Origin of the sequence: Collinsella aerofaciens (genome assembly GCF_040910265.1) — a bacterium.
Classification (GTDB): Bacteria; Actinomycetota; Coriobacteriia; order Coriobacteriales; family Coriobacteriaceae; genus Collinsella; species Collinsella aerofaciens_BK.
On record NZ_JBDGAW010000002.1, the window covers coordinates 52,833 to 76,211 of the forward strand.

At 59.4% G+C, this 23,379-nt stretch carries 20 protein-coding genes; 6 read left to right on the forward strand and 14 right to left on the reverse strand.

Features of this window, described 5'->3' with window-relative positions; translation table 11 throughout:
• Positions 1-42: 42 nt before the first annotated feature.
• The gene (locus AB5Z14_RS01760; RefSeq protein ID WP_217752365.1) at positions 43-942 is read right to left on the reverse strand and encodes a DUF4097 family beta strand repeat-containing protein; all 900 of its coding nucleotides are present in this window, start codon (positions 940-942) and stop codon (positions 43-45) included.
• Entirely contained in the window at positions 942-1,664 is a 723-nt protein-coding gene (locus AB5Z14_RS01765; protein ID WP_368130020.1) for a helix-turn-helix domain-containing protein, read from the reverse strand. The genes AB5Z14_RS01760 and AB5Z14_RS01765 overlap by 1 nt, the downstream gene beginning before the upstream one ends.
• A 267-nt stretch (positions 1,665-1,931) precedes the next feature.
• Here AB5Z14_RS01765 and AB5Z14_RS01770 point away from each other — a divergent pair, with 267 nt between their 5' ends.
• The 3 genes from AB5Z14_RS01770 (at position 1,932) to AB5Z14_RS01780 (ending at position 6,751) form a co-directional block, all read left to right on the forward strand.
• Positions 1,932-2,804: a class I SAM-dependent methyltransferase gene (locus AB5Z14_RS01770; RefSeq protein ID WP_055250686.1), complete on the forward strand. Its 873-nt coding sequence runs from the start codon at positions 1,932-1,934 to the stop codon at positions 2,802-2,804.
• A gap of 116 nt (positions 2,805-2,920) precedes the next feature.
• The gene (gene trmB, locus AB5Z14_RS01775; RefSeq protein ID WP_368130021.1) at positions 2,921-3,760 is read left to right on the forward strand and encodes a tRNA (guanine(46)-N(7))-methyltransferase TrmB; all 840 of its coding nucleotides are present in this window, start codon (positions 2,921-2,923) and stop codon (positions 3,758-3,760) included.
• A gap of 309 nt (positions 3,761-4,069) precedes the next feature.
• Entirely contained in the window at positions 4,070-6,751 is a 2,682-nt protein-coding gene (locus AB5Z14_RS01780; RefSeq protein ID WP_368130022.1) for a DEAD/DEAH box helicase, read from the forward strand.
• Between the two features lie 80 nt (positions 6,752-6,831).
• On the opposite strand, the gene AB5Z14_RS01785 is transcribed toward AB5Z14_RS01780, so the two are convergent.
• From AB5Z14_RS01785 to AB5Z14_RS01825, 9 genes are all read right to left on the reverse strand, one after another.
• The gene (locus AB5Z14_RS01785; RefSeq protein WP_368130023.1) at positions 6,832-8,589 is read right to left on the reverse strand and encodes a DUF2130 domain-containing protein; all 1,758 of its coding nucleotides are present in this window, start codon (positions 8,587-8,589) and stop codon (positions 6,832-6,834) included.
• 139 nt (positions 8,590-8,728) lie between these two features.
• Entirely contained in the window at positions 8,729-9,493 is a 765-nt protein-coding gene (locus tag AB5Z14_RS01790) for a ChbG/HpnK family deacetylase (protein ID WP_368130024.1), read from the reverse strand.
• A 78-nt stretch (positions 9,494-9,571) separates the two neighbouring features.
• On the reverse strand, positions 9,572-11,020 hold the full coding sequence (locus AB5Z14_RS01795) for a PTS transporter subunit EIIC (RefSeq protein WP_368130025.1): 1,449 nt from the start codon (positions 11,018-11,020) through the stop codon (positions 9,572-9,574).
• Positions 11,021-11,366: 346 nt separating this feature from the next.
• Positions 11,367-12,203 (reverse strand): PRD domain-containing protein, encoded by an 837-nt coding sequence (locus AB5Z14_RS01800; protein WP_368130026.1) that lies wholly within the window; start codon positions 12,201-12,203, stop codon positions 11,367-11,369.
• A 73-nt stretch (positions 12,204-12,276) separates the two neighbouring features.
• On the reverse strand, positions 12,277-12,822 hold the full coding sequence (locus AB5Z14_RS01805; protein ID WP_368130027.1) for a metallophosphoesterase: 546 nt from the start codon (positions 12,820-12,822) through the stop codon (positions 12,277-12,279).
• Between the two features lie 66 nt (positions 12,823-12,888).
• Positions 12,889-13,068 (reverse strand): hypothetical protein, encoded by a 180-nt coding sequence (locus AB5Z14_RS01810; RefSeq protein WP_368130028.1) that lies wholly within the window; start codon positions 13,066-13,068, stop codon positions 12,889-12,891.
• A gap of 18 nt (positions 13,069-13,086) precedes the next feature.
• Positions 13,087-13,413 carry an HIRAN domain-containing protein gene (locus AB5Z14_RS01815; protein ID WP_368130029.1) on the reverse strand — a complete coding sequence of 109 codons (327 nt, stop codon included), beginning with the start codon at positions 13,411-13,413 and terminating at the stop codon, positions 13,087-13,089.
• A gap of 425 nt (positions 13,414-13,838) precedes the next feature.
• Positions 13,839-15,218: an aldehyde dehydrogenase gene (locus AB5Z14_RS01820; RefSeq protein ID WP_368130030.1), complete on the reverse strand. Its 1,380-nt coding sequence runs from the start codon at positions 15,216-15,218 to the stop codon at positions 13,839-13,841.
• Between the two features lie 8 nt (positions 15,219-15,226).
• Positions 15,227-16,447: an iron-containing alcohol dehydrogenase gene (locus AB5Z14_RS01825; RefSeq protein ID WP_368130031.1), complete on the reverse strand. Its 1,221-nt coding sequence runs from the start codon at positions 16,445-16,447 to the stop codon at positions 15,227-15,229.
• Positions 16,448-16,703: 256 nt separating this feature from the next.
• Here AB5Z14_RS01825 and AB5Z14_RS01830 point away from each other — a divergent pair, with 256 nt between their 5' ends.
• Positions 16,704-17,264, forward strand: a complete 561-nt coding sequence (locus AB5Z14_RS01830; RefSeq protein WP_022094328.1) for a ferritin family protein — start codon at positions 16,704-16,706, stop codon at positions 17,262-17,264.
• Positions 17,265-17,840: 576 nt separating this feature from the next.
• Here the strand turns inward: AB5Z14_RS01830 and AB5Z14_RS01835 are convergent.
• Both AB5Z14_RS01835 and pdxR read right to left on the reverse strand, forming a co-directional pair.
• The gene (locus AB5Z14_RS01835; protein WP_368130032.1) at positions 17,841-18,398 is read right to left on the reverse strand and encodes a hypothetical protein; all 558 of its coding nucleotides are present in this window, start codon (positions 18,396-18,398) and stop codon (positions 17,841-17,843) included.
• Positions 18,399-18,938: 540 nt separating this feature from the next.
• Positions 18,939-20,378 carry a MocR-like pyridoxine biosynthesis transcription factor PdxR gene (gene pdxR / locus AB5Z14_RS01840; RefSeq protein ID WP_368130033.1) on the reverse strand — a complete coding sequence of 480 codons (1,440 nt, stop codon included), beginning with the start codon at positions 20,376-20,378 and terminating at the stop codon, positions 18,939-18,941.
• Positions 20,379-20,523: 145 nt separating this feature from the next.
• Between pdxR and pdxS the strand changes: the two genes are divergently transcribed.
• Both pdxS and pdxT read left to right on the forward strand, forming a co-directional pair.
• Positions 20,524-21,414 (forward strand): pyridoxal 5'-phosphate synthase lyase subunit PdxS, encoded by an 891-nt coding sequence (gene pdxS / locus AB5Z14_RS01845; protein WP_368130034.1) that lies wholly within the window; start codon positions 20,524-20,526, stop codon positions 21,412-21,414.
• Positions 21,415-21,434: 20 nt separating this feature from the next.
• A complete protein-coding gene (gene pdxT, locus AB5Z14_RS01850) occupies positions 21,435-22,022 on the forward strand; it encodes a pyridoxal 5'-phosphate synthase glutaminase subunit PdxT (protein WP_368130035.1) in 588 nt (195 codons plus the stop codon).
• Between the two features lie 420 nt (positions 22,023-22,442).
• Here pdxT and AB5Z14_RS01855 read toward each other — a convergent pair whose 3' ends face one another.
• Positions 22,443-23,354, reverse strand: a complete 912-nt coding sequence (locus AB5Z14_RS01855) for a hypothetical protein (RefSeq protein ID WP_368130036.1) — start codon at positions 23,352-23,354, stop codon at positions 22,443-22,445.
• Positions 23,355-23,379 lie beyond the last annotated feature (25 nt).

Sequence of the window (23,379 nt, forward strand, 5' to 3'; positions counted from 1 at the left end):
TCAAACAGCGCGTCTATATCTTCGCCTAGGCTTTCGTCTGCCTCAATACTCCGAATCAAACGACATGTCGCCCGAACCGACCTCAAAACGATACGTGGCAGACTTGTCACCGTTATCGAATTCAAGATTCAAAATGGTCTCGCCGTCGTAGCCAAGCGGAAGGAAATCGCTCTCGAAGTCGCCGCTGCCCAAGGTGAGGCTCGCCTTAAAGCCCGTCGAGTTCGGAACCGTCATCTCCACATCGCCCGAGCCCACACTCACGTCCATCGACTTCGTGGGGGCCGGGTAAAGCTCGAACGTCACATCGCCCGAACCGACCTCGGCATTCAGGGTATCGGTCACGGTGCCCGTAAACTCAACGTCTCCCGAGTCCAGAGTCAGGTTGAGGTCATGACACGCAATGCCCGCGACCGTCAGATCACCCGATCCTACATTCGCTGTAATGCCCACCATGTTATCGGCAACTTTGCGCGGCAGTTCGACGGTAACCGTGCGGTCAATGGCGCGCTCGTCATCGCAATCGAACTGGCGAATCTTGAGCGTAGAGCCCTTGATTTCGGCCAGGTTCTGGGTTGCCGCATCGAAGGCAACGGTCCCCGTTGCCACGCGACCGCTTTCAATCACGCGCACTGGCCCGCCGGAGACGTGTTTGACCTCGACCGTGCCCGACGTCACGTCCAAGTCAAGCGATGTGAACGCGTCGGCATCAAACGTTTCGCTCGAAAGCTGTTGAGGCCGAGCGGAATAGTTACCGCTATTCAAGGAATCGTCCTCGTCAAACGCATCGTCCATACCAGACAAGCCGGATACAACATCGTTGAGATCCCACGGTCCATCAAAATGAATCAAAGTCCGCGAAGTGCCAAAGACAAGCCCGATGATGAGCACAAACGCTCCGATGCCAATGCCCAAGCGCCTCTTAGACTCATGCGAGAGCTTCATCATTCATCACCTTCTTTGGCACTCGACTCAGCGGTGGTCGCGGCAGCCATGTCAGCGTCAACCGCTGTGAAAACGTCCTCCCCCTTAGTCCTAGCGACCGCCGGCGCCTGACCAACCTGGATATCCCCGCGCGCCCAATCGCCATCGAGCGCACGTGCCACCCAGTGATAGATGGGAATCGTAAAGAAGATCAGTGCAGGAAAGGGGCTGGCACCAACCAGAAACATCAGTAAAAAGAACAGCAGCCAGCACACGGCCCAATACGGGAACGACTGGAACGGGCCCTTCACCGGAGCCGGATTGGCCGCACCGCCGGCCGTTACCTGAGCCGTTGCGGCATTGGCAGCCTGAGCGCTCCAGCTTGCCGCCTGCGCCGCCTTGGCCGCGGCATCACTTGCCTGGGTTGCCGCCTCGGTAGCTCGCGCTGCCGCCTCGTGGGTGCGGGCACGCTCTGCCGCCTCGGCCTCGCGCTGGCGAGCGCGATCCTCGTTCTCAAACTCGATATCATCCTCAATCTCGTCGCTCGGATTGAGCAGCTCGTCCAGACTCACGCCATAGAGCTTGGCAAGCGAGATCAGATTCTCGGTATCGGGCGAGCTCTCCGCGCGCTCCCATTTACTGACTGCCTGGCGCGACAGCCCCAGCTTTCGCGCCAGCCCTTCTTGGCTAAAACCCTTGCTGCGACGAAGGTCGGCGAGCCGCTGCGCAGTTTCTACATTCATGGTTCCTCCTATGTGATGCCAGCCGTGCCGCCGGACCGTTTTTGTTCTTAAGGCGCCTTGCACAGTTAAAAATCTATCCGCCACCGCCAAAAGCATGCCACCTATTCTAGTGAGATTTTTGACAACCGGCGGTTGCGGGTGCATATGAGCTGCGGAAATGTGTCCAAACAAAGCAATGACCCGTAGCTTGGTTGTCCCCGTTGCGGCGTTAACGGTAGTATGGTCGTACTGTTTATTCCGCACCGCCAACGGAGGGAGTTCCGCGCCGTGAACCGCGATTTCGCCTCATCGCTCATCCAGCTCAACAACACGTTCTATCGCGAGCACTCCGCCTCCTTCTCCGATACGCGCCAGGCCCCGTGGCCCGGCTGGGTGCGCACCATGGATATCGCGCTCGGGCAGCTCGACGTCGCCACGATCGAGCATCCCGTCCGCGTCTTCGATCTTGCCTGCGGCAATATGCGGTTCGAGAACTTTGCCGCCGGCGGCGCACTTGCCGCCAAGGGCGTCGACGGAGCAAACCCCTCGGCAGATGCCAGCTGTCCGTTTGAGTTCTATGGTGTCGACTCGTGCCAAGACCTGGCCATCGATGCACATGGCCACGCCCTGCGCATTCCCAACCTGCACTTCCAGGAGCTCGACGTGCTCGATGCCCTCATGAAGCTCAACCCCGCCGAGACACCCGACGTGCTTTTCGACGCCCCGCTCGCCGACATCTCGGTCTGTTTTGGCTTTATGCACCACGTACCGTCGTGCGAGTACCGCGTACGCGTGCTCGACGCCCTGGTGCGGCAGACGCGCCCGGGCGGCATCATCGCCATCAGCTTTTGGGAGTTTATGAACGACGAGCGCATGGCGCGCAAGGCCGTTCGCGCCGAAGCCCGCGCCGAGCTCACCCCGCCGTTTGAGGGCTACGACTCCGCGCAGTTTGAAGCCGGCGACCACCTCATTGGCTGGCAAAACGACCGTCATGCTTACCGCTATTGCCATCACTTTGACGATCAGCAGATCACCGACCTGGTGCGCGGCGTCCGTACGTTCTACAAGAGCGGCGAGGTTCCCGTGCGCGAGCTTGAGCGCTTCCATGCCGACGGTCGCAGCGGAGAGCTCAACCGCTATGTGATTCTCAAGCGTCTGTAGTCATCGACGACTCACCGCCGAGCCGCACCGCAACTTTAGGGCAAACTGCGCCCAGCTTTTCAACCCATCGCCGGAACGCGCAGCCATGCGTTCCATACTTATGACCAAGGAGCCTCATGGGAGCCGTCCACGTTCGCACGCCTAAGAACTTTGTGCTCGAGGAGCGCCTGGAGCGCTACGCCGATGCGATTGAGACGAACCCCGAGGCCTATGCCGGAGATTGGCGTGAAGCCTGTGCACCCGCAGGCAGCAAGCCATTCGAACACCTTCACCTGGATCTTGGCTGCGGCAAGGGAACGTACCTTGCAGAACGCGCGGCCCACGAGCCAAACACCCTCTTTATCGGTATGGACCAGGAGCCCATCTGCATCGCCTATGCCGCACAGAAAATCTGCGAGCAGGAACTGACCAACGCACTCGTCCTGCCCCGAGGCGCTGCATCGCTACCGCAGCTGTTTGCCACAGGCGAGCTCGATGCCATCACCATCAACTTTCCCACGCCGCAGCCCAAGGCCAAGTACGCCAAAAAACGACTCGTCCATGTCGACCACTTGATGCTCTACCGCCCGCTCTTTGCAGCCGGCGCCACCGTCACGCTGCGCACCGACAGCAAGCCATTGCGCGACTACGCCCTGGGGCAGTTTGCCGCGGCAGGCTACGACACACTTTGGGTAAGCGACGACGTCCGCCGCGACCATCCCGAGCACCCCGAGACCGAGTACGAGTGCCGAACGCGCGAGATGGGCGCTGTCGTCTATGGCATCTGCGCCACACCCGGTGCGGAGCCCACCGAAGAGCAGCTCGCGGCAGGCCGGGCGCAGGAGCAGAGCCTCGCCTGCTATCTGCCCGACGATCTCGATGAGCTCACCTACGTGCCCCTCGGCATGGAAGAAGCCGTCGAGAACTTTAGAAACCGCGCCCGCAAAGGCAAGAAGCGCCTGCCGCAAGAGTCCTAGGGGCTTCTGATGGTCGCGGCGTCGGCAAACAAGCGCAAATTGGCGCCAGCGAACGGCCCTCAAACCTAAGTGAGTAGACTTTTTTGCAATAGCCAGGCACAGCCCGCATAGCGAAACATAAAACCGCAGGTAGAACCCTTGCGCAAAAGTCATGTGCTCGCAATATCGCAAAAAGTCTACTCACTTGGCTAGCGACTACACTAAACGGCTGGGCAGAACGCCCATTTCCTGCATTTTCTTGCCTGCGAACGCATCGATGCGACGCTACGCCATAATAGTTGGCGGACAATCGCGAGAGAAAGCAAACACATGGCACAGACCACGACAGATATCGCCGCCAGCACCGTCTCCGGTGCCGGAGCCGCCAGCTCATTCTCGGGCGGCACGGGAACCGAAGCCGAATTCGGCTCACTCGGTGCGCTCTCCCCCACCTGGTGGGAGCCCGAGGACGGCAGCGAGCCCGAACCGTGGCTCACGCCCGACCAGGCCTTCGAGCGCTTCTTTGAATGGACGGGCGAGCGCGGCATCGAGCTGTGGGACCACCAAGAAGAGGCCCTCATGGACCTAGCAGCCGGCGATCATGTCATTTTGGGCACGCCGACCGGCTCGGGTAAGTCGCTTGTCGCGCTGGGCATGCTCTTTATGGGCATGGCGCAAGGCAAGCGTTGCTATTACACTGCTCCCATCAAGGCCCTGGTCAGCGAGAAGTTTTTTGATTTGGTGCAGGTGCTCGGCCGCGATAACGTCGGCATGATCACCGGCGATACGCATATCAACACCAAAGCGCCCGTTATCTGCTGCACGGCCGAAATCCTTGCCAACGATGCGCTGCGCGAGGGCGAGGACGCCGATGTGGGCTGCGTAGCCATGGACGAGTTCCACTACTTTGCCGACCCCGACCGCGGCTGGGCCTGGCAGGTGCCGCTGCTCACCTTGCCCCACACGCAGTTTATGCTCATGAGCGCCACGCTCGGCGATGTCACTGCCATCGCCGCCTCACTCGAGGAGCACACCGGCGCTGCTTGCGACTTGGTCGTCGATGCCCCACGCCCCGTGCCGCTGAGCTACGACTACGTGACGACCTCGCTCGAGGGCACGGTCGAGCTCGCCATGCGCCGCGGCGAGGCCCCACTCTATATCGTGCACTTTAGCCAGGATGCCGCACTTGCGACGGCACAGTCGCTCGCCAACTTCGGCATTGCCAGCAAGGAGCAGCGCGAGGCCATCAAGGAAGCGGCCAAGGGCACGAGCTTCTCAACGGCCTTTGGCAAGATCCTCAAGCGCTTGCTCGGATGCGGCGTCGGCGTGCACCACGCCGGCATGCTGCCGCGCTATCGCCTGCTGGTCGAGCGTCTGGCGCAGCAGGGCCTACTACCTGTCATTTGCGGCACCGACACACTCGGCGTCGGCATCAACGTGCCCATCCACACCGTGGTCCTCACCGCGCTCACCAAGTTCGACGGCTACAAGATGCGTCGCCTGCGCGCCCGTGAGTTCCATCAGATCGCTGGTCGTGCCGGTCGCTCGGGCTTTGACACCGAGGGCATGGTCATCGCCGAGGCCCCGGAGCACGAGATCGAAAACGCCAAGCTCATGGCCAAGGCGGGCGACGACCCCAAAAAGCTCCGCAAGATTAAAAAGAAAAAGGCCCCCGAGGGCTTTGTCACCTGGAACAAGCAGACCTTTGAGCGCCTGATCGAGACGCAGCCCGAGACGCTCAAGCCGCGCCTGCGCATCACGCACTCCATGGTGATCAGTGTGGTCGAGCAGGGCGGTGACGCTCGCGCCCGCGTACACAACCTCATCGAGACAAGCCTGCAAACGCCTGAGGAAAAGGCGAAGCTCGAGGTTCGCGCCGACGAGATCTTCGCCACGCTCATCGACTCCGGCGTCGTCGTGCGCACCGAAGTGCCACCCACGCCCGACGCTCCGGCCGACGCCGCGCCCGACATCGACTATGCGCTGACGGTCGACCTGCCTGAGGACTTTGCGCTCGACCAGCCGCTTTCGCCGTTTTTGCTCGCCGCGCTGGAGCTGCTCGACCCCGAGAGCGAGACCTATACCATGGACCTCATCTCGATGGTCGAGGCAACGCTCGAGGACCCCAAGCAGGTGCTGCGCGCACAGGAACGCGCCGCGCGCGACCGCGCCATGGCCGAAATGAAGGCCGACGGCGTCGAGTACGAAGAGCGCTTGGAGCGCATCCAGGATGTCACCTACGAAAAGCCGCTCGAGGACTTGCTCGATGCCGCCTTCGACAAGTACTGCCAAGAAGTGCCTTGGGCCAACGACTACCAGCTCTCGCCCAAGAGCGTCCTGCGCGACATGTTGGAGAGCGCGAGTGATTTTAAGGGCTATATCCAAAAGCTCGGCATCGCCCGCTCAGAGGGTATTCTGCTGCGCTATCTGGCCGAGGCCTACCGCTCGCTCGACCGCACCGTACCGATCGAGAAGCGCGACGAGCGTCTTCGCGACATCATTTCGTGGCTGGGCTTTGTGGTGCGCTCGGTCGACTCGAGCCTGGTTGACGAGTGGGAGAACGCCGGCAACCCGGCCGCACTCGACGCCGCACCACCCCAGGGCATCGACGAGGTCGTGGCAGACCGCCGCGGCTGCACTCTGCTGGTGCGCAACGCGCTCTTCCGCCGCGTGACCCTTGCCGCCCGCGGACACGTCCGCGACCTGGGCGAGCTCGACGAGGACTGGGGCATGAGCGAAGTCCGCTGGCAAAAGGCGCTCGATGCCTATCACGAGCAACACGAGGAGATCCTCACCGACGGCGACGCCCGCAGCTCGGCGATGTTTACCATCGACGAGAGCGACGAGAAGACCGATCACGTGTGGCACGTGCACCAGATCTTTGCCGACGAGGATGGCGACCACGACTTTGGCATCATGGGCGATGTCGACCTGGACGCCACGCAAGACGGCGGCGAGGTTATCTTCACCCACTACCGCGTCGGCTTTATCGAGGACCTGCTCGAGGACTAGCCGGGCGCAATGGAACGAAACAAAGCGGGGCCGCTGGCAACATCGCCAGCGGCCCCGCTTTTTGCGCGATACGCTACCTTCTACTCGGCATCCTCGACCTCATACGAATCGGCCTCAGCGGGCTCATCGCCCGTGCCCGTTGCCGTCTCGCGCGCCTCGTCAAACGCCGACTTCATGGTCTTGTTGCCCCAAGTGAGCTTGCGAATGGTAAGCTCATCGGCCTTGTTATGGGCCAGGCGCAGGTTCTCGGTACTGCGACGCAGATCGTCCTTGGTCTTCTCGAGCTGTTTGATGGCGGCATCGATCTCCTTGATCGCCGATTCGAACTGTTTGCTCGCCAAATTGTAATTGCGCGAGAAGCCGTCCTTGAACTTCTCCATTTTGGCCTCGAAGTTCGTCACATCGATATTCTGCTGTTTGTACTCCGCCAGCTCCTGCTTATAGCGCAGCGAGCCCATGGCAGCATTTCGCAAGAGCGTAATCATGGGAATGAAGAATTGCGGGCGGATCACGTACATCTTCTCGTAGCGATAGCTCACGTCTACGATACCGGCGTTGTAGAGCTCACTCTCGGGTTCCAACAGCGAGCAAAGCACCGCATACTCGCAGCCCTTCTGGCGACGGTCGTGGTCGAGCTTCTTAAAGAAGTCCTCGTTTTTATGCTTGGTCGCGGTTTCGTCGTTCTCGTTTTTCATCTCGAACATAATCGAGATAATCTCGTTGCCGCTCGCGTCGCACTCACGGAAAATAAAGTCGCCCTTGGTGCCCTCGGACGCATCGTTGTCTTTCTCGAAGTACGCGTTGGGAAACGCCGTCATGCGCAGGCGGTTGAACTCAGTCTCGCAGTGCTGCTCCAGCGATTCGCCCACCATCTTGGTGGATAGGCGAACCTTCATGTCCTTCAGACGCTCAATCTCTTCGTCCTTATAGCGAATCAGTTCATCGCTCGCGCGCTTGGCCTGTGCAAGCTCGAGCTGGTGCGCTGCCTTGGCCTGTTCCTCACGCGAATCGCGCACCGCCAGCTCGCTCGTGAGCTTCGCGCGCGCCTCATCGCGCTCACGCTCCGCCGCAGCAACCGCCTCCGACAGGTTCATCTTTGCCGCCAGTTCCTGTTCGCGCAGCTGCGCACGCAGGCCCTCGGCCTCCTGCGCAGACTGAGCCTTTGCGGTGGAGAACTTCTCCTGTACCTTCGCCTGATAGTCGGCAAGCGCGCGCTCGGCCTCGCTTCGAGCGGCATTAAGCTCGCGCTGGGACTCAGCCGCAGCAGCGGCAAGTGCCATCTCCTGGGCCTTGTCTGCAGCGGAGAGCTTCGCCTGCAGCTCGGCAATCTGAGCATCGCGTGCGGCCAAATCGTTTTGAGCAGCATTGCGCACCGCTGCCTCGGCAAGCTTGGCTTCGTCATCCTTGCGTCCCAGCTGCGCACGCAGGTTGTCAATCTCACGCTGCAGCTCAGCATTTTCCTTCTGAGCATCGGCACGGGCCTCAACAGCCGCACGCTGGCTTGCGCTCTCGCGCTCTGCGGCAGCGCCCTCGAGCTTGGCACGCAGCTCGGCAAGCTCAGCGTCGCGCTTGGCAACTTCCTGTGCCAGCTTGTGTTCCGCGGCGTTTTTCTGCTCAACGAGCTGAGCGTTACGCTCCGACTCCGCCTCCTGTAAGGCGGCAGCCGATCGCGAACGCTCCAGCTCCAGCGCCTGCTCGCCCTCGCGTCGAGCCGCCGCTACGCGTTCATCCAGGTCGCGCGAGAACTCCGCATCGCGCACCTGTTTGACGATATCCGCATAGCCGGACGCATCGACCTTAAAGACTTCGCCGCAATGCGGGCACTTGATCTCGTTCATAGCAGCTCCTCGATGGACGCAAATTCTAACCGCCTATACTCTACCGCGCCATGCGGACAAAAAGGCGCCGCCGCCAGAATGGCAACGGCGCCAGAACCACCACAAAGGTGCCTGTCCCCATTGTGGTGGTTTGAGTGCTTTACAGGTCGCGGTAGTCGATGAGGTGTAGGTCGTCCTGAGCCTCGAGCCAGGTGCGAAGCTCGGGATCGATCAGCGCATCGACCTCCTTGGTACGATCGGTCGTAAGCGAGCTACTCTCGAGGATAAAGCGATCAAGATAGCCCGGATGGCAGACAAAGACGACCGTCTCGCCATCGGACATTTCACGAACCGTCTGCATGATTGCTTCCTTGGGCTCGTAGCCCGGCTCCATCGAACGCATCACCATGCGCAGATCGGTGTCTCCGCAATGCACCACGGCCGTGGGGTCGAAGCTCGCTTTTTGCTCCTTAAGGCCCAGCTCCTGCGCCACCACCGAAATCGCGCGGTTGAGATTTTTGCTCATAACGGCATGGGCCTCAAAGTAATCGGGCTCGCGACCCACGATCTCGACAAAGCGGTCGTGCTGCGCACGAATCTCAATACAGGCCTCGTCGAAGTCAATCAGTTCCTCGCCACGCTTAAAGTGTTCGCGGAAGGTACGGCTGCTATGGAACTCGCCGTTGTCGTCGAGCATGCTCGGAATGAGCGCCGGGTCGGCACACGGCCTGCCCAGGCACACGTTGGTGTGTTGGCCCACCGCAATGCCGGCATCGGCCACGAGCGACCAACCGCGCTCGGCCTCGGGCATATTGGGCATAAGGCCCGCCGAGCGCACGAGACCCTCGTTGACGCTACGGGCAATCCCTAAGTCAACGGCGTACGAATAACCGATATCGTCGGCACGAATAAGCAGTTGTTTCATAACGACTCCAATCTATGGAAAAGGGCACTTGGAGTATAGCCAAGTGCCCCGGGAAATTATCCCACCTAAACAGATGCTTTAAGCCTTAGCGGCAGCTGCATCCTCATCGAGCTGCTCCTTGGTAAAACCAAAGAGGTAGGCGATGGCAGCGGCGGAAATAAACGCAACGCCCGAAGCAACGCAGCCCCAAACGAGGTTGGCCGTTCCGCCGGCAACAAATCCGGTAATAGCCAGAATATTCGTTGCGCCCAAAACATACGTCGTCACGTTCGTGAGGGCCGCGACCAGGCCGCCGATAGCACCGCCGGCAACCATGGCGCCCAGGCAGCGGGTGTACTTAAAGCCGCAGCCATACAGCGCAGGCTCCGTCACGCCACCGACGATACCGGAAAGGGAAAAGCCGAGCATAGCGCCCTTCTCGTCGGTCTCCTTAAGGCGCAGGAAGGCACCAAAGGCCATGCCCCACGTGGCGAACTGAGCAATACCGCCTGCAACCATAACGCAGGAGTCAGAGCCCAGCGTAAGCAGCTGAACAATACCAAGGGTAATCAAAACCTGGTGCATACCGGTCATGACCAGGAACTCCCAAAGCGCGGCGATAGCCACCAGGGAAACGATGGTTAGGATACCGCCGGTGTTGCCGAGACCGAACATGAAGTTGCCGACCACGCTGCCCAGGATGGAGCCGATCGGAGCCAGAGCGCACAGCGAAACGGGAACCATGACGGCCAAGGTGCACACAGGCACAAACACCGTGGAGAGCATGTCGGGAATGACCTTCTTCATGAACTTCTCGACGACCATGAGCACCGGCATGGACAGGACCATGGGGAGCACGGTGGCAGAATAGTTGTTCAGCTGAGCCGGAAGCACGCCGTAGACCAGAGTGGTCGTTGCACCCGAATCTGCTGCAGCGTTAACGAGCGTCATAAACTCGGGGGCAATGAGCACACCGCCGAGCATCATGCCGAGCGGCTGGCTGCAGCCGAGCTGTTTGGCAGCGGCCCAACCCAGGTAAATGGGCAGGAAATAGTAACCTGCGTTGTAGATCCAGTTATAGAAGAAGTTGTAGATATCGGAATCGGCAGCCCAAATACCGAGCATGCCGTCGCCGCAAATCACGGCGATGGTACGGAACATGGCGGCGCCCATGATGATCGGAATCGTCATGACCATCGTCTTGGACAGGTAGTTGAGGACCTTCTTGCCCGCAGTCTTGAGCGTCAGCGGCTCCTTGGTGCCGTCATCGAGATTCTCGTCGATGGAGCCTTCGCCCTTAACTCCCAGCGCAATGGCGGCGTCATAGACCTTCGGCACGTTCTGGCCGATGATGACCTGATACTGGCCGCCAGACCACTGGGCACCCAGTACGCCCTTGATCTTCTTAACTTCATCGTCATTGGGGATGGACTGATCCTTGAGGTTCAGACGCAGGCGAGTCATGCAGTGCGTCGCGTTCGTCACATTGGAGGCGCCGCCGACGGCAGCAAGCACGTCCTCGGCAATCTTCTTGTTATCGACAGCCATGTCGAATCCCTTCTCTTCCAACTAAAAGCCCGTGGGACTTCACCGCGCCAAGGCACACGATTCCGCTCGCGCCTGCGCAGCGCGCGATGCCCGTTGGCAAGAGATTTCATTGCATGTGATTCCCGGGTGGATCGACATGAAAAAAGCCCCGCGCACAACCGACAGAGACCCAATACGGACCTCGGCAGAATCGGTAGTGCCTCTCGGAGCTGCGCCGTGAGTAACACCCAACACACGGCGAGTATATGCGGTGAACGCGTTCGCTGCGGCTCAGATTACTGACAAACGGTAGCAAAGAGCCCGCGAACGGTTGCCGAGACAGATTTGAAACGCTTAGTCGCCCCTACTAGTTATCTGCATTTGAAGGAGCCACGCGATTCACATGCATGATCAGGTAGACAAGCTCTTCTTGCGCCAACGCCTCGCCAAAGGTCTCCTGAATCAGCTCGTCGACACGATGGGCACAACGCGATGCCGCCGGATACTGCTCCACGAGCACGTCGTAGAGACCGGAATTCTCGGTATCGATGGGCTCTTTCTTTGCCACGCGGTCGAGCAGATAGCGTACATGAGTGGCAAAGCGGGTAAAGGCGAACGACGTACGATCGACCGTCACGCCGAGCTCTTCCTGAATAATTGCGACCGTCATGTCGAGCAGGCGCTCCTCCTGCTGCTCGGCAAGTACGCGCCGCTCGCTTGGCTTAACTGCCGCGTTGATAATCGACATGGCGATACCCGCGGCCTCGCTCTTGGGCATGCGGACGGCAAAGGTTTTCTTAATACCGCGAACAGCCAGCTCGCCTAAGCGATATTCGATGGGGTGCAACTGCTCCAAATCGCGCTCGAGCGGCAACGATACCACCATGTGCTCACGAGCGCGCTTAATGGCAAACTGAATATGGTCGGCCAACGTAATGGGCAGATTGGGACTCAATTCGTACGAGAGCTGCCCGGTTGCGATATCTGCCAGCTGAGCAGAAAACTCCAGCACCTCGGGATCAACCTCGTCGATAAACGCCAGGTACTTTGAATCGACGCCGTAAAAGGTGCGGGTGATGACATCCAGGTCGACCTCGTGGGGCATATCGCCAAAGCCGATACCGCGACCCAACGCGATAAGCTGACGCCCCGCACCATCTTCGCAGATGGCAGCGTTGTGGTTAATGCGCTGGATAGCCCTCATGGAATCATCGCTCCTATTAAAACGCGCCGCGCAGACCATCCGCGCGGCGCGTTCATTCTACCTGCACTTCCAATTACAGTCCAAAGAAGCTCAAGATCTGATCTCGACTTACGGGCTTGTAGCCATTGGCGTCGAGGCCAACATCGTAGCGGTAAACGGGACGCTCGCGATCACGGTTGCGCGCGTTGGTACGGTCCCCCCTGCTGTGGATATGCCCGTGCAGCATAATGGCACCACGCGCTTTGCCGTTCCAACTGAGCATGGGGTAATGGCTCAAAACCAGGCGATGTCCCTTGGCATAGCCGGGGGCAATCTCCAGGTAGTCGCGCACATCATCCCAAATATGCGGTGCGTCCGGATCTTCCCAATCGCCGTCATGGTTACCGCGGATGAGCGTCACGTTTTGACAGGCAATACGCTCGCGTAGGTTCACGGCCTCCGCCATGGGCAGCCGATACGTAAAATCGCCAAGAATATAGAGGCGGTCGTCCGCAGCAACGCACTCGTTAATGGCGTCAATAACCTTGCGGTTCATCTCCTCGACCGAGGCGAACGGCCGATCCATATCGTGCAAGATATTCGTATCGCCCAAGTGCAAGTCGGCGGTAAACCACATCATCGTCTGTGTCCTCATTTCGCAACGCGTCTAACACGTGCCTAGTATACAGACGCTTGGGCGCGGCGGTTACCCAAAGAGCCCGCCAAACAGTCCACGGCGGCGCTTGTCATTCTTTTTCGATGCGTCGCCTTGCGCGTTCTTATCCTTCCGCTTTTTACGATCCTGCTCCAGCTCATCGTCATCGAGCAGCAGATCCCACTCAAATGGATCATCCGTCAGATCAAACAGGCCGTCGTCATCAAACATGACAGCCTCCCCTAGCGGCTAGCGGGCATCCGCCACATAAAGGCCAACGCGCACCTGATGCCAGGGGCTGCGCTCGGGCGCGACCTGCTGCACGCGGGCTTCAAACACATCTTCGTGCCCGTAATACATCATCACGGACAGCGGGCCAACCTCGTTTCCCGGAACATAGCCGAGCTTGATCTTGCCGAAAAAGATCGCGACCGCCTCGGGATCGTGGGGATTATCGCGCTCGGCACACAGTGTCAGTTTATCGCCCGCTTTCAGATCGCCCAGAACCAATGCGCCGTCGGCATACTGAAATCCAGCGATGTGAAACGATAAAAGAACACGTGAAGGCTCGTACATGGCAGCTCCTCTAACGGCCGGAATAACCGGCACTTAACCTTATTGAGAAGTCTACGAACTCGTGCGGACACAAATAGACCAACCCGGGTCTTTTCGACCGTTTGTCGCAACGCTTGCATGCCAGAGCGCTTGCAGATAAGATAGGAGCACGGATGGCACCCGTGGCAGCGGGTCTTGCCAACTCCGATACACGTTTACATCGTGAGAAGTGGCCGTCTTCGCTTACACGGGGGCGGCTATTTCGTTCGGCCGATAAACAGGCCGAGTTCGATAGCCGCGATTAACAACGCCAATAACGAAATAACATCGCTTACGCTCATACCAATTCCCTTCTAAAGGGAGTTGGCCCATCCGCACCCCGTGGCAGTAGTCTAACGCAAATGGCGGGCAATAGGAACACCTGTTCGTATTGCCCGCGCCTTTTTCTAGTGCACAAACATGCGCACGAACTTGTGCTTCCAGCTTGCGTAGGGCGCATAGCGGAACGGCACGTCCAGCCAGGTTGCCTTGCTCACGATGCTCTTCTTGTGGCTAAACGCATCGAAGCTTTCACGGCCATGGTACTGTCCCATGCCGCTTGCGCCCATGCCGCCAAAGCCCATATGGCTCGTAGCCAGATGCATGATCGTGTCGTTAACGCAGCCGCCGCCAAAGGGCACGTAGCGCACAAAGCGCTGCTGCACCGCGCGGTCCCGGCTAAAGATGTACAGGGCCAGCGGCGTCGGACGCTCCATAATAAACGCCTCGGCCTCGTCTAGACCTTCAAACGTCAGCACCGGCAAGATGGGGCCGAAAATCTCCTCCTGCATCACGGCATCCTCGGGCGTCACGCCGTCTAGGATCGTCGGCTCAATCTTGAGCGACGACTCGCGCGCCGTTCCTCCCAGCACAACCTTATCGGGGTCGATCAGCCCGCGTACGCGCGCGAAATGCTTGGCGTTGACAATATGACCGTAGTCCTCGTTGTCGAGCGGGTGCTCACCAAACATGCGACGGACCTCCTCCTTGATGAGGCCCAACAGCTCATCGTGCACGCGCGTATCGACCAGCAGGTAGTCGGGCGCCACGCAGGTCTGCCCCACGTTGAGCCATTTACCAAAGGCGATACGTCGTGCCGCGACCTTCAAGTTTGCCGTCGCATCCACGATGCAGGGACTCTTTCCGCCCAGCTCAAGCGTCACGGGCGTGAGGTTTTTGCTCGCGCGCTCCATGACGAGCTTGCCGACCGGAACACTACCGGTAAAGAAGATTTTGTCCCAGCATTCATCGAGCAACGCTTCGTTCTCGGCACGCCCGCCTTCGACGACCGTCACCAGGCGCGGATCAAATGCTTCCTCGCAAATCTGCCTGAGCACCGCACTCGAAGCCGGCGCATAGGCACTCGGCTTGATGACCACGGTGTTGCCTGCAGCGAGCGCGCCGGCGAGCGGCTCGAGCGTCAGCAAAAACGGATAGTTCCAGGGCGCCATGATGAGCGTGACGCCATAGGGCACGGCTTGCGTTTTGCACACGCTCACGGCATTAGCGAGGTCACACGGACGCAGGCGCGGACGACTCCATCGAGCCACATGCGCAATCTGATGACGAATCTCGGAAAGCGACGTGCCGATCTCGCACATATATGCCTCGTCATGTGACTTACCCAAATCGGTCTTGAGCGCATGGGCAATATCGGCCTCGTGCGCACGAACCGCATCGCGCAGGCGCACCAGTGCACGGCGGCGAGTATCGACATCAAACGTGGTATGCGTCTTAAAGTAAGTGCGCTGCTCGCCGACGATGCGCGCAATTTCCTCGGTGTTCATGGACCCTCCTAGTTCTCGTCCTCAAACATACCACCTGCAACAACTTCGTACATATGCTCGAGCTCCAGGCGGTCCATTAAAAGAGGAACGGGGTACAGGGGATTGGCCTCGGCATCGGCATGGGACGCCATTTGCGGAATATCGGAGCGGCGAATACCCGAGACATATTTGGGGATTCCCAGGGCCTCGTTCATGCGGTCGACCCAATCGATAAAGGCCTCGGACGCAAGACTGTCCTGCGCGGTAGCCGGCGCGATACCGGCCATGCGGGCGAGATCGGCGAGCTTGGGAACAGCAGCTTCGCCATAGGCGCGAAGCATATGCGGCAGGATGATGGCGTTGGCCAAGCCGTGCGGAATCCCGTAACGCCCGCCCAAGCTGTGTGCGATGGCATGAACGTATCCAACATAGGAGCGGGTAAACGCAACGCCTGCCTTATACGCCGCCGAAAGCATATTGCGGCGCGCACGCATGTCGTCGCCATGCTCATAGGCCTCGAGCAAATTGTCGCGGATGAGCTGGACCGCCTGACGCGCCATCTTGCGCGTGTAGGGCGTGGTGCTACGGCCGATAAAGGCCTCGACAGCATGCGTCAGGGCGTCCATGCCCGTCTGCCCCGTAATGGAGGCAGGCAACCCGCGCGTAAACTCGGGGTCGTGCACCGCAAAACGCGGGATGAGCACAAAGTCGTTAATGGGGTATTTATAGTGCGTCTCGTTATCGGTGATAACCGCCGCGAGCGTGACTTCGCTTCCCGTACCGGCGGTAGTGGGAACCGCAATAAGCAGCGGCAGGAGACGGTGGACGCGCAACAGGCCACGCATCTTGTTGATGGGCTTGTTTGGCTGCGCAATGCGCACCCCCACACCCTTGGCGCAGTCCATGGCTGATCCTCCGCCAAAGCCGATAATGGCCCGGCAGTCGTTCTCGCGATACAGCGCCGCCGCTTCCTCCACGTTTGAGACCGTGGGGTTCGCACGCGTTTCGGCATAGACCGTAGCGCCAATCCCCTGAGCCGCAAGCGCACGCTCGAGTGATGCCGTGAGCCCCAAACGTGCAATACCAGGGTCTGTCACGATAAGGACCTTCTGGATCGAGCGCTTTTGAAGCACCGCGGGCACATCCTCGGCATGCTCCAAAATGCGCGGCTCGGTATAGGGCAGGATCGGCAATGCAATGCGAAAAACCGTCTGATATGTTCGGCACCAGGCACGACGGGCTAGATGCATAAAGGAAACTCCTTTATTTGTTGATGGGTCAACATTTGCTCGACCGATTGTACTCAGCGGCGGTCAAAGACGGCCTGCCAATCGTTAATCAATCAACATCTTCATATCTCAAAATTGTTTTATTAAAAATCATTCCTAATAGGCTTCACATTTGGTTGCATTTATGGATAATAGAACTCGTCAAGACGCACGTCCGGAGAGGGCCCTTACGGGACCGGACGAGCGCACAATCGCCATCGATCGAAAGGATCGAATCATGAAGTTTGTTTGCCCCGTTTGCGGTTATGTGGAAGAGTTCGACGGCGACCAGCTGCCCGAGGACTTCAAGTGCCCCCAGTGCGGCGTTCCCGGTTCTCGTTTCCTGAAGCAGGAGGAGGGCCAGCTCGAGTGGGCTGCCGAGCACGTCGTGGGCGTCGCCAAGATGGAGGGCGTCTCCGAGGACATCGTTGCCGACCTGCGCGCCAACTTTGAGGGCGAGTGCTCCGAGGTCGGTATGTACCTGGCCATGGCTCGCGTCGCTCATCGCGAGGGTTACCCCGAGATCGGCCTGTACTGGGAGAAGGCTGCCCACGAGGAGGCCGAGCACGCCGCTAAGTTCGCCGAGCTCCTGGGCGAGGTCGTGACCGACTCCACCAAGAAGAACCTCGAGATGCGCGTTGAGGCCGAGAACGGCGCCACCGCCGGCAAGACCGATCTTGCCAAGCGCGCCAAGGCCGCCGGCCTCGATGCCATCCACGACACCGTGCACGAGATGGCTCGCGACGAGGCCCGTCACGGCAAGGCTTTCGCCGGCCTGCTCAAGCGCTACTTTGGCTAAGCCAGCCGCCTGAGAGACAATCTCTAGCTCGATGAGGCCCGGACCGCACGGTTCGGGCCTTTTTGTGTCTCGAGGACTCGTTAACGCCCTGAAATACTCCCTGAAATAGGACCGCCTTCGGCATCGGTTGCTCGTCAAAAACTAAGTGAGTAGACTTTTTGGAACTTGCCGAGCACACCATCCATATTGCTTTATAAAGCCGCAGGTAAATGACTTGTTACAAAACGGCCTGGTCGCCAAAGTGCCAAAAGTCTACTCACTTAGAACCGCAGCCGTCCACGATCGAGCTGTTTTGCGTCTAACGGTCACCTTTCCGTCGATTACTCCCAATTTTGTCCAGTCAACGAATAGTTCAGACCGGAGTAATGTCTCAGCCCTTTGCTCATCTGAGCTTTTATCACGATATTCAGCATCGAGCATCCTGCATACGGCCTTAACGACGGCGCGGAATCTATCCTCATCGGATATCTGTCTGTATGTCAGGAGAAGTACATCGTAGCCCATGGCCTGAAGGGCCGTCATGCGGTCGGCGTCACGCAAGCCATCCCCTGCGCGTCCGTGCGAGGCCTTTCCCTGTCATTCAATGGCCACCTGTCGCCTGCTGTCCGGCGAAGAAAGTAGTAGGTCGATATATACACGGGACTTTCCCACAATCGCTCGAGCACTTGTGCTTAGCGTCACTTCGACATTGAGCTCTATGTCGCAAAACCCTTCGCCTCCCAGGGCTCGCGGCAGCGCAAGCAACAAATACGCCTCGACCTCAAAAGGCGACGCGGCGCCCAATGGAACGAGTTGCGATACCGCCATAAATCTATTGCCGTAACGCATCCCGCAAACATCTGAACAAAAACGGTCAAGGTCTCTGCCCAAAACCAAAGCGTCTCGACGCCATAAATTTGAGGCGGTGCCGTCCTCGGACGGACAGCGCACCCAACCGAACGTTGTCGAAATCGCGCCCGAATCAATTGCACGCGTAAGCTCCGCCTCAAGTGCCACCGGCAGAGCGCACACCGCAAACAAGCCACACATCTCCGCCAATACCAAAAGAAGCTGAAGATCCGTCAGATGCCGCGACATGATGAATGCCGTAAGTAGAGGAGACGTGATCAAAAATCCATGCTCCGTTTCCAGCACGGATTCCCTGGGGAGCTCACCGAGGAACAGCCGCTGCCTAATGCTGGCAGGACAAGTCCGCTTGTTTCTCGTCCGAACCAATGCATACAACGGAAAGCCGAGCGCAACCGCAGCCGTCGGGTTACGGGCGAGATCATATCGCTGCCGGTCTTCTTCCGGCCGTGGAAGCGGCGGACACAAAGCGCGAACCTGAGGGGGCAAACGCCAGTACCTAAAAGCCGATATGTCACAAAGTAGGTCCTTCATAAGCACAGGAAAACACGAATTTCAACCCAATCGGTCTCGCATTGGTACGAACGCACCAAAAAATGGCGTCGAACGGACTGCTAAGTTTTCAACAGCCCTCCCCAACTGACCAAAAGCTTGCCGAGAACTGGACGAAGCCCTGTTGAAAACCCCATTTTTTTCTCGTGCGGAAGCTTTGCGCGGCAAGTGAGTAGACTTTTTTAAACATCCCGAGCAGGCCGGTCATCCTGCTTTTTCAAAACCACAGGTAGATAGCTTGTTACAAAACTGCCTGGTCGCCAAAGTGCCACAAGTCTACTCACTTAGGTTGCAGAGCGGCCCCGTTAGCTGCAATTCCAAGGTTTTAAGCACTTTCGGGCTCAGATCGTCATACTGGACAAGAATTTGAGTTGAGTTTTCAGGGACAGATGCGCCATCGGTACACCAAAAACAGTCACTGATATCGATAAAAGGGATACTCGAGTGCATGAGGGCCCGTGCAAAAGAGCTTCCGCCCGCTTCGCACTCCGCAACCACGGTGCAGTAAAGGCCCGCGTCTGCATGCTCGATCGACACCTCCCCTGTCGGAAACGCCTTGCGCACAATTGCCGCCAGACCATCGCGCGCCTCACGAGCACGAACGCGCACCCGGTTCACATGACGCTCGTAATCGCCCGATTCAAGCAAGCGCGCCAACGCGACTTGATCTACGGAGCTGACCGACGAGGCATAAAAACCCAATTCACGCCTAAATCGGTCCATGAGCTCATCGGGCAGGACCATGTACGCCAAGCGCAGGGCCGATGATAGACTCTTCGAAAAAGTATTGGTGTAGATGACCGATTGAGCGGCATCGATTGAAGCAAGCGCGGGAATCGGCTTGCCGGCAAGGCGAAACTCGCAATCAAAGTCATCTTCGATGAGGTATCGACCCGGCTGCTCGGCAGCCCAGCTCAGCAGTGCGTAGCGACGCGCGATGCTCGTCACCAGGCCAGTCGGATATTGATGAGACGGCATCAGGTGAAGGACGTCCGCCCCAGCATCGAGCAGCTCACCCAAGTTAACGCCCTCACCATCCAGCGGGATATGCCGCACTTTGCAGCCCATGGCCTGATAGATGCGCGTCAGACGCAAGTAGCCCGGGTCCTCGACGGCGTAAATCTTGTCCGTGCCAAGCAGCTGAACCAGCATCGTATCGAGCAGCTGAGCGCCCGCACCGATGACGATATTGTCGGGATTGACATTCATGCCCCTCGTCCCGCGAAGATGATGAGCGATTGCACGCCGGAGACGCGCGGTGCCTTGCGCAGGTGCGGGTGAGAAGATTTCGCGCTCATCTTCGGACGTCAACGTCGCCCGCAGAGCACTTTGCCAGAGACGTGCGGCTTCCAAGGCAGAAGGAGAAAGCGCGGCGAATTGTTCAGGCTGTCCATAGGAGTCATGAACGCCAAAGCTCGCAGGAGCAGCATCTCGGTCGGCATCCTCCGCAGCCGAAGCCAGAACCGGGGCTTCGGGAAGCTCACACGCGTAGTAGCCACGGCGAGGCTTTGAGCAAATATAGCCCTCGGCGAGCAACTGGCTATATGCATTTTCGATCGTAATGACACTGATTCCCAGATGACTGGCAAAGGCACGCTTGGACGGCAGGTGCTCCCCCGCCGCAATGCGACCGGCAACGATATCGTCTCGAATTTGCTGGTAAACATACTCATAGAGCGATGCTCCACCACGTTGTTCCAAATTGTAGTCAAGCATGAGTTTGCCACCTGACCTTATCGTGTCATTCAATCTGGTATTAGTCTGACCTTGTTATTATCTCGAAAACTGATTATTCCGCCATACCCAGCTCCCCTATAGGATGTTCCGTCAAGCAATACACATGCCAACCAAGGGAGCAACCATGGCAGAACAGACCAGCAAGGCCGATCGCGTCAAACTCAATCGCGAGCTCGCGCAGATGCTTAAGGGCGGCGTCATCATGGACGTCACCACGCCCGAGCAGGCCCGCATCGCCGAGGAGGCGGGCGCCTGCGCCGTCATGGCCCTCGAGCGCATCCCGGCCGACATCCGCGCCGCCGGCGGCGTGTCGCGCATGAGTGACCCCAAGATGATCAAGGGCATTCAGGAGGCCGTCTCCATCCCCGTTATGGCCAAGTGCCGCATCGGCCACATCGTCGAGGCCCAGGTCCTGCAGGCCATCGAGATCGACTACATCGATGAGTCCGAGGTTCTCTCCCCTGCCGACGATGTTTACCACATCGACAAGACGCAGTTTGACGTGCCGTTTGTCTGCGGCGCCCGCGACTTGGGCGAGGCGCTGCGCCGCGTTGCCGAGGGCGCCACGATGATCCGCACCAAGGGCGAGCCGGGCACGGGCGACGTGGTCCAGGCTGTGCGCCACATGCGCAAGATCCAAAAGCAGATCCGCGACGTTGTTGCCTTGCGCGACGACGAGCTCTTTGAGGCAGCCAAGCAGCTGCAGGTTCCGGTCGAGCTAGTGCGCGAGGTCCACGCCACGGGCAAGCTTCCCGTCGTGAACTTTGCCGCCGGCGGCGTGGCGACTCCTGCCGACGCCGCACTGATGATGCAGCTGGATGCCGAGGGCGTCTTTGTGGGCTCGGGCATCTTTAAGAGCGGCGACCCCGCCAAGCGCGCCGCCGCCATCGTCAAGGCCGTGGCAAACTTCACCGACACCAAGCTCATCGCCGAGCTCTCGGAGGATCTGGGCGAGGCCATGGTCGGCATCAATGCCGACGAGATCGAGATCATTATGGAGGAGCGCGGACGCTAGTCCGGCAGAAAGGATCGCACATGAGCGATTACGCAGACCAGACGGTCGCCGTGTTGGCGGTCCAAGGTGCTTTTACCGAGCACGAGGCAAGGCTGTCCGAGCTGGGCGCACGTTGTATTGAGCTGAGGCAGGCGGCTGATTTGAAGCAGGACTTTGACCGTCTGGTACTTCCCGGCGGCGAGTCCACCGTTCAAGGGAAGCTGCTTGATGAGTTGGGCATGCTCGAGGAGCTTCGTGCCCGTATCGCTGAAGGCATGCCCGTCCTGGGCACCTGCGCCGGCCTGATTCTGCTGGCTCACGACCTTGCCGCCCATGACGATAAGGGCACGCCGCGCCTGGCAACCATGGATGTACTTGTCGAGCGCAATGCCTACGGCAGGCAGCTCGGCAGCTTTCGAACCAAGGGGCAGGTAGCCGGCATCGACGGTGAAGTGCCGCTGACGTTTATCCGCGCGCCCCGAATCGTCGAGGTCCACGGCGACGCCAAGGCCTTAGCGAAAGTCGACGGGCGCATCGTCGCCGCCCGCCAGGGCAACCAGCTCGGCGTAACCTTCCACCCCGAACTCGACGAAGACACCCGCCTCCACGAGCTCTTCCTCCAAATGTAGGCAGAAAACAAACGAGCGTGGATTTTCGGACGCATAGCAAATGAGAGTGGATAATCTCCCACTTTGAGCTCAAATGCAGACTCAAACCGGGAGATTATCCACTCTCATACTATGTAGTCGTTGGTGACGTTCTTAAACGACTAGTCCAACAAGAACGTTCCCAACGACTACATTGCGATAGACGACCACGTTTGCCCAGATAAAACCGACCAAAATAAACCTGTCCCTTTTTGGCAGGTTTCGATCAAGGCAACGCCGATGTTTTGGTACCGACAGCGAAAACCCGCCAGAGCGAGCAAGGTGCCTTGAAACGAGGCGGCATTGACCTTCTGGTCATGCCGCCGAAGTTGAAAGGCAGATTGCCGCTCTGGCGGGTTTGCAGCGTCAACTAGTTACGCGGTTCGTAGAACCGCGTAACCCCTAAAAGCGGTTGCCGCGGAAGCCGCCACCGTTGCGGCCGCCACGGTCGCCACCGCGACCGCCACGGTCGTTACCGCGGTTGCCGCCGAAGCCGCCACGGTTGCCACCGCGATCGCCATAGCCACCACGGTTGCCGCCAAAGCCGCCGCGACCGCCACGGTCGCCGCCACGGTCACCAAAGCCGCCACGGCCGCCGCGATCGCCACCGCGACCGCCACGGTCGCCGCCACGGCCACCGCGATCGCCAAAGCCGCCGCGACCGCCACGGTCGCCGCCACGGCCACCGCGGTCGTCACGGCCGCCGCGAGGACCGCGGTCCTCGTCCAGGCCCATGGCGACGAGCGGAGCGATAACCTTATCGAGAGCGGCCATCAGCTCGGTGGCCTCCTCGTAAGAAAGCTCGGGCAGGAGCTTCTCCTTCTTGTTGGCAAGCTCGACCAGGCCCTCAGCGGCATCCTCGGCAGCGAAGACGACGATCTTGCGCATATCGCCCTCGGCGTCGTCGATGCGGCCGACCAGATCGGCAGCCTCGGCCTCGGCCATCAGGCCATCGAGCTCACGAAGGCGCATGCCCAGCAGGTCGGACATTTCCTTCTGCTCCATCTTGGGCTTGAGGTCAAGAAGCTTGATGGCGCGCTCGATGTTCGCCATGCGCTCGGCCTTGGCCTCCTCCTCCTTGGAAATAGCAAAGCGACGGCTACGCAGCAGGCGGGCGGCCTTCTGCATCTTGTCCATCAGCTCTTCGTCATCGTAATCAACGGCGGCCTCGACAACCTCGGCCTCCTCCTCGGCGGAAACCTCGTCAGCAGCCTCAGCCTCGGCAGCTTCGGTCTCCACGGTCTCGACTGCCTCAACCTCGGCAGCCATGGTCTCGTTCTCGGTCTCGTTCATGATCTCTTCGTTCTCGGACATGAGACTCCTTCTTGGCCCTCTCGGG

Bases quoted from the DNA above. Each gene is read 5' to 3' on its own strand.
- AB5Z14_RS01760 (WP_217752365.1), bottom strand. From the start codon at position 942: ATGAAGCTCTCGCATGAGTCTAAGAGGCGCTTGGGCATTGGCATCGGA.
- AB5Z14_RS01780 (WP_368130022.1), top strand. From the start codon at position 4,070: ATGGCACAGACCACGACAGATATCGCCGCCAGCACCGTCTCCGGTGCC.
- AB5Z14_RS01790 (WP_368130024.1), bottom strand. From the start codon at position 9,493: ATGAAACAACTGCTTATTCGTGCCGACGATATCGGTTATTCGTACGCC.
- AB5Z14_RS01820 (WP_368130030.1), bottom strand. From the start codon at position 15,218: ATGAACACCGAGGAAATTGCGCGCATCGTCGGCGAGCAGCGCACTTAC.
- pdxR (WP_368130033.1), bottom strand. From the start codon at position 20,378: ATGCTTGACTACAATTTGGAACAACGTGGTGGAGCATCGCTCTATGAG.
- pdxT (WP_368130035.1), top strand. From the start codon at position 21,435: ATGAGCGATTACGCAGACCAGACGGTCGCCGTGTTGGCGGTCCAAGGT.
- AB5Z14_RS01855 (WP_368130036.1), bottom strand. From the start codon at position 23,354: ATGTCCGAGAACGAAGAGATCATGAACGAGACCGAGAACGAGACCATG.
- AB5Z14_RS01805 (WP_368130027.1), bottom strand. From the start codon at position 12,822: ATGATGTGGTTTACCGCCGACTTGCACTTGGGCGATACGAATATCTTG.
- AB5Z14_RS01785 (WP_368130023.1), bottom strand. From the start codon at position 8,589: ATGAACGAGATCAAGTGCCCGCATTGCGGCGAAGTCTTTAAGGTCGAT.
- trmB (WP_368130021.1), top strand. From the start codon at position 2,921: ATGGGAGCCGTCCACGTTCGCACGCCTAAGAACTTTGTGCTCGAGGAG.
- AB5Z14_RS01825 (WP_368130031.1), bottom strand. From the start codon at position 16,447: ATGCATCTAGCCCGTCGTGCCTGGTGCCGAACATATCAGACGGTTTTT.
- AB5Z14_RS01815 (WP_368130029.1), bottom strand. From the start codon at position 13,413: ATGTACGAGCCTTCACGTGTTCTTTTATCGTTTCACATCGCTGGATTT.
- AB5Z14_RS01765 (WP_368130020.1), bottom strand. From the start codon at position 1,664: ATGAATGTAGAAACTGCGCAGCGGCTCGCCGACCTTCGTCGCAGCAAG.
- AB5Z14_RS01810 (WP_368130028.1), bottom strand. From the start codon at position 13,068: ATGTTTGATGACGACGGCCTGTTTGATCTGACGGATGATCCATTTGAG.
- AB5Z14_RS01800 (WP_368130026.1), bottom strand. From the start codon at position 12,203: ATGAGGGCTATCCAGCGCATTAACCACAACGCTGCCATCTGCGAAGAT.
- pdxS (WP_368130034.1), top strand. From the start codon at position 20,524: ATGGCAGAACAGACCAGCAAGGCCGATCGCGTCAAACTCAATCGCGAG.
- AB5Z14_RS01795 (WP_368130025.1), bottom strand. From the start codon at position 11,020: ATGGCTGTCGATAACAAGAAGATTGCCGAGGACGTGCTTGCTGCCGTC.
- AB5Z14_RS01830 (WP_022094328.1), top strand. From the start codon at position 16,704: ATGAAGTTTGTTTGCCCCGTTTGCGGTTATGTGGAAGAGTTCGACGGC.